Genomic DNA, 4,025 nt, shown 5'->3' on the forward strand with positions numbered 1-4,025 from the left:
AGGTTTTTGGTGCAAACCCAAAATACATATTTTGGGCAAAAACGAGACCTCTCATCTTTTATTTAGGACGCTATTGAAAGGGAATGACTTATTTATTGAACATAATAACTTTCAAAAAACCCTGTTTTTCTTTAAATCAGGAAATTCTGATAAAATACCAATGTTAAACCTTTGTAATAGACAGTATTTTTTTAAGGCTATGGAAATTTTATTAGGCTATAAAATTTGATTAATTGCGCATCTTAAACTAGATTTAACTAGATATTTTTTTAAAATATTTGTAAAACATTAAAATTAAGAGTTGTATGAAAAAACTACTAGGTATAATAACAATCATGTTTTTTTTATATAATGACCTTTACAGCCAAAAACTTTACGTTTGGTGTCAAAAAGAACAATCAATCACACCAAGGAATAAATTTCTTAATGGTGAAGTTTTAGATATTGTTGTTTTTGATGGAAGAAACATCCCTTCAAAAAGCAAAGTAGAGTGTGAAAGTGATTCAGTGGTAAATAATTTAATTGACCTAATAGCTGAAACCTACCCATCAGTAGAACTAAATATTAAAGAAAATGATGATTATTATGAAAAGCCTGAGGATAATAGAATTACACTTAAGATTTCTATTTCAGCATTTCATGCAGCATTTGGAGCTGATGTAAAATTTGCAATCGGAAGTGTAGGTGGCGATTTTAGTTGGGGTGCTATTCCTGAGGGAAAATGGAATGCACTAACAGGGTATTTTGTCTCAGTCTATGATTACAGAAACGGTAAAAATAAGGTTGAAAAAAAAGATATTGGAAAAATTGCATCGAGGCCTAACACTGGAGGTTTTAGAACTGCAAAAAACATCCTTAATACCACCTACATGGAAGCTAACCAAGAATTATTTAATTTTATAGAAAGGGTCTTAATGGATTAATTAGTGTATAAATTTAAGATCAAGAGGACATTTGCCATTTTTTTCTATAAACAAAAATTAAGTCAAATTTAACCTCCCCCGAAAAATATTCCCCTTGTTTCGGACAGATTATTGGCCTGTTGGTACTTGATTCATTGGGCAAAAGTGGATTTGACCAAATATTTTTTTAGATTGGTGAAGGTGCATCCTGCCCTATCCAAAAGAACCAAAACAGCAAGGGAAATGAAAAGGAGAAACTTCATCAAAACATCAGCCCTCTGCGCCACTGCGGTCAGCGCATTCGGGTTTATACGCTTTGACGGGACAAGGTATGTGGGAGATTGCGCCACGACTTCTGATATCTTGGGGCCATTCTACAGACCCGGTAGTCCCGAGCGCAGCAACTTGGTTGTGGCCGGTTCGAAAGGCCGCAAGGTACAACTCCTCGGTAAAATCCTCCACCAGGACTGCACCACTCCTTACAAAAACGCCAAGGTCGAGCTTTGGCATTGCGATGAAGAGGGTGTCTATGACAACTCCACCGCAGCTTTCCGATACCGGGGTACCGTCCATACCGATGCTGATGGCAATTATTCCTTTGAGACCATCATCCCTGTGCCTTATGATGCGGGGGGAGGATTGATCCGTCCGGCACATTTTCACATGATGGTGACTGCGGAGGGCTATCAGCCTTTGGTGACGCAGCTGTATTTTACGGGGGATAAAAACATCTCCAAAGACCCTTGGGCCAAAGCTGCCAAAGACCGTCAGTTGAAAGTCGAGGACCATCCAAATGGCGTCAGCAAGGTGGTCTTCAATGTGGGCATGGCAAGGACCTTGGCCGTTGAACCTGCCTCCATCGAAAAGCTGACAGGAACCTATGTCCATGAAAATGATCCTAAAAAAACTATCACCCTTTTCAATAACCAAAATGCCCTTTGGCTCAAGAATGAGGTATTTGGAGAAGAATATGTGTATGCAGGAAACAACCTCTTTGTCTATCCAAGCAATCCTGAGGGAAGTTTTGACAAGCTCGAGTTTGACATCAGTCCCTCCGGGGCCATCAAGGTGACGCGTTCTTTCCAATATGTTGATATGGGAAAAGCTACTGAGGTGTATGTCAAGAAGGGTTAAAAATTAGCCTGTATATTTTCTAAAATTCCACACTTTATTTTTGTGTGTTCTCACCAAATAACCAAAAATTGAATTCTTATTGCCTAAAGAAAAACACTCGTCCTTTTTTACAGCTACTTTTTTTCTTGACAAAAAAAGTAGCCAAAAAAGTCAAGACGGCAAAATCCTATCCACACACAAGGCCAATGCCGGCCCGGTTCGCCGTCATTCCTCCCCGCTTCTACCAAATGAAATTCTGTTTTAACATTGAAGAATATTTCACCAAGATCCAATTTTAAAGCAATAATCGATTCACAACCACTGATCCTCCAAATGAAAAAAACCATTTTCCTTCTTGTCTTCATTTTAACTTTTTCGACCTGCCTCTTTGCCCAATCCAAAACCGACATGGTCAAGGTCACTAATGCCTTTTTGGAATCTCTCTCTGCCAACCAAAAAGACAGTGTTCTCTTCTCGATGGATGACAGCCTCCGCACCCAGTGGACCAACCTTCCGATTGGATTGGCAGCAAGGAAAGGACTGCGGTATGGGGACCTTTCTGAAGTCAGCAAAGAAAAATTCCATAAAATCCTCAGTACCATCTTCAGTTCGCAGGGATACCTGAAGACCTTTGCCATCATGCAGGTGGATGATATCCTGCACGAGATCTTTGAGATCGCCCATCAGCGGGAGCAAATTGATGACCGGACGATAGGTTTTATCCGGAAACTGGATTGGGATTACGGTAATTATTACCTCGCTATACTCGGCAATCCCGGGATGGACACGGCTTGGGGTTTCAAGTTTGAGGGACACCACCTCTCCATCAACCTGACGGTGACCAAGGATTCGTTTACCATGACGCCGCTGTTTCTTGGTTCGGACCCGGCAGTGGTGGAAGTCACCCAATATGCAGGTTTGCGGCCGCTGAGTAAGGAAGAGGATTATGGTTTTTGGTTTGTAAATACTTTGGATGAGGCCCAAAAAGCCAAGGCTACCTTGAGTCAGGAAGTTCCCAAGGATATCCTCACCAATCCTGACAGGCCTCAGTGGTATGAAGAATTTATGGGAATCAAAGGTTCGGAACTCCGTCCCGAGCAGCAGAAAGTGCTCCATTACCTCATCGAAGAGTATATGAACAACATGGAAAAGGAAAAGGCGGAAGAATACCTTGCCATCCTGCATGCAAGGGGAATGGATGAGGTGTATTTTGCCTGGATTGGTAGCTATGAGCCCATGAAGGCGCATTACTACATGATCCACAGTCCCGACTTCATCATCGAGTATGACAATGTCGGATTCCTCGACAATGCCAACCATATCCACTCCATCTTCCGCGAGAAGGATAATGATTTTGGGGAGGATATCTTAAGGAAGCATTTGATGGATCATAAGCATTGATTAAATTTTGACTCATAAACTTTTAGCCAAAAAGATGTTATGAAAATTGTCCCTCTGGTGGGATTATTAATCCTGCTTACAGCATTGGTTACTTCCTGCAAAACCTACAAAAACCTGGAAAAAGTAAAGCCCAAAACTGAATCCGCTTCAATGGCAGAACAACTTCAAAAATTGAATTCAGGAGATAGGATAAAGGTTTATGAAAAAAACGGAAGTGTCAGGATTTTAACTTATGTCCACACGGAATCAGGAATTTTGATAGGCATAGATACCAAGAAATCTAAGGAACGGATTTCTATCAGGGTAGATGACATTGCACAAGTGCAGGTAAGAAAAACAGATGTAGGTTCGACCGCAATTTCGACTGGTTTAGCAATTACCATAGGTGCACTTGCTTTTGTTTTTGGTTTGCTAATTTACCTTGGTTCCCAGTCCTCCTAACCTTGATATCAAATTCAACCCCATTCGGGGTTGGTATTTCTGGTACTTGCAGTTCGTCCTGGTTAGGATGTCTGAAAAAGTTTAATTTTTTTATGTGTATCCGCTTCACTGCACGTAAGGATGAAGAGCTGCAATAACCATCCGTTCAAACAGCTTTTCACCAAAATA

Annotated in this window: 5 protein-coding genes; all 5 read left to right on the forward strand. The window is 40.8% G+C overall.

The genetic code is table 11. From position 1 onward, the window contains the following. Window positions 1-229: hypothetical protein (locus MMU07_RS21540; RefSeq protein ID WP_241128680.1), on the forward strand; the 229-nt coding region annotated here is incomplete at its 5' end. Window positions 230-305: 76 nt separating this feature from the next. Continuing rightward, window positions 306-923 carry a hypothetical protein gene (locus MMU07_RS21545; protein ID WP_241128681.1) on the forward strand — a complete coding sequence of 206 codons (618 nt, stop codon included), beginning with the start codon at window positions 306-308 and terminating at the stop codon, window positions 921-923. 222 nt (window positions 924-1,145) lie between these two features. Beyond that, window positions 1,146-2,036, forward strand: a complete 891-nt coding sequence (locus MMU07_RS21550; RefSeq protein WP_241128682.1) for a dioxygenase family protein — start codon at window positions 1,146-1,148, stop codon at window positions 2,034-2,036. 312 nt (window positions 2,037-2,348) lie between these two features. Then, window positions 2,349-3,416, forward strand: a complete 1,068-nt coding sequence (locus tag MMU07_RS21555) for a DUF3500 domain-containing protein (RefSeq protein ID WP_241128683.1) — start codon at window positions 2,349-2,351, stop codon at window positions 3,414-3,416. Window positions 3,417-3,455: 39 nt separating this feature from the next. Continuing rightward, window positions 3,456-3,857, forward strand: coding sequence for a hypothetical protein (locus MMU07_RS21560; RefSeq protein ID WP_241128684.1), 402 nt, complete (start codon window positions 3,456-3,458; stop codon window positions 3,855-3,857). The last annotated feature ends 168 nt before the right edge of the window (window positions 3,858-4,025 follow it).

The sequence above is a fragment of the Cognataquiflexum nitidum genome (assembly GCF_022538055.1).
Classification (GTDB): Bacteria; Bacteroidota; Bacteroidia; order Cytophagales; family Cyclobacteriaceae; genus Cognataquiflexum; species Cognataquiflexum nitidum.